Raw genomic sequence first — 1411 nt, 5'->3', positions numbered from 1 at the left:
CGCGCATCCGGCTTTCGCAGCCCGCCCCGAGGCAGCCCGGCGCCGCCCCCTACGCTCGCGCCTTCTTGCGCAGCCCCAGGCGTACAGCACCGCCATGATCACGGCGGCCCCTCCCGTGAGCACCACGATGCCCACGACGAAGTTCGTCCACGGCAGCGTGGCCAGCACGGTGGCCACCGACGTGAGGATGCTGTACGAGAAGTTCGAGAACGACGACGCCGCGCCCACGCGGTCGTCGGGCTGGTCCAGCAGCACGACGAAGGCCATCGGCCGCACGATGCCCTCGGCCAGCGCGTAGGGCACGAAGGCCACGAGGAACAGCACCGGGCTCGCCGTGCCGAACGCCGCCATGAGCGCGAACGAGAGCGCGGTCAGCCCCACGCACAGCTTCAGGATGCCGCGAACCTTCATGGACTTGGACAGCCATACGTACACGTAGGGCGCCGCGATGGTGACCACGCACGCCGCGGCGTAGATGCAGCTGTACGTGAAGTAGGACACGGCGAAGAAGTCCATGAGCACGTAGGACACCACGGCGATGAACGCGAAGTACGGCATGCCGGCCACGCCCATGAGCAGCGCGAGCGCCATGAACGAGCGGTCGCCGCCAAGCGCGCGCACGCCGCGCAGCATGTCGCGCAGCGAGTCCGCCACGCCGGGGGTGGGCGCATCGCCGCGCAGGTGCGTCTCGGAGATGAGCAGCGACAGCAGGAACCCTATGACGCCGCACACGGCCAGGAACTCGAAGATGCCGCGCCAGCCGGCCAGGCTCAGCACGAACGTGCCGAGGAACGGCGCGAGCGCCGGCCCGATGATGATGAGCGACTGTAGGCACGTCATGGCGAGCTTCAGGTCGGGCCCCGCGTAGGCGTCCTTGATCATGGCCGTCTCGATGGTGGACACCGCGCCGTAGCCGAGCGCCTGCCCGATGCGGAAGGCCACGAGGAACTCCACGTTCGGCGCGAGGGCGCACAGGATGGACGATGCGGCGAACAGGCCGCAGCCGGCCACGAGCACGGGCCGCCGCCCGAAGCGGTCGCTCACCGGCCCCGCGAGCACCACGCCCACGGCGCAGAACGCGAAGAACACGAACACCGTCAGGTTCAGGTAGGCCGCCGACACGTCGAAGGCGCGCTGCATGCTGGGCAGCGCCGGCACGTACATGTCGATGGACAGGATGAGAAGCAGGTTGATGGAGAGCGCGCAGACGAAGAACGAGCGCGGCCCCAAATGCTTCTGGGGAACGGAAAGCTGCATGGAAGGTCTCCTTGGACGGTTCTCGCGGCCGCGCAGGTGCGCGGGCTGTTCGCCAGTATAGCACCGCCTCCTGCCGTTTGGCGCGTTGACCAGCACTTAGTCTCAAATCGAGAACCCTGCGCGCACGAGGTGCAAAGTGCGAGAAGGAGGGGCA

At 68.2% G+C, this 1411-nt stretch carries 1 protein-coding gene; it reads right to left on the bottom strand.

Annotated features, from left to right (window positions below):
- The coding region (locus GPA_RS00915; protein WP_041238712.1) for an MFS transporter at positions 1-1257 on the bottom strand (1257 nt) is incomplete at its 3' end.
- Between the last annotated feature and the right edge of the window lie 154 nt (positions 1258-1411).

This window comes from Gordonibacter pamelaeae 7-10-1-b, assembly GCF_000210055.1.
Classification (GTDB): Bacteria; Actinomycetota; Coriobacteriia; order Coriobacteriales; family Eggerthellaceae; genus Gordonibacter; species Gordonibacter pamelaeae.
The sequence above is the reverse complement of the archived record's forward strand: the minus strand, read 5'-3'. Positions and strand labels throughout refer to the sequence as shown.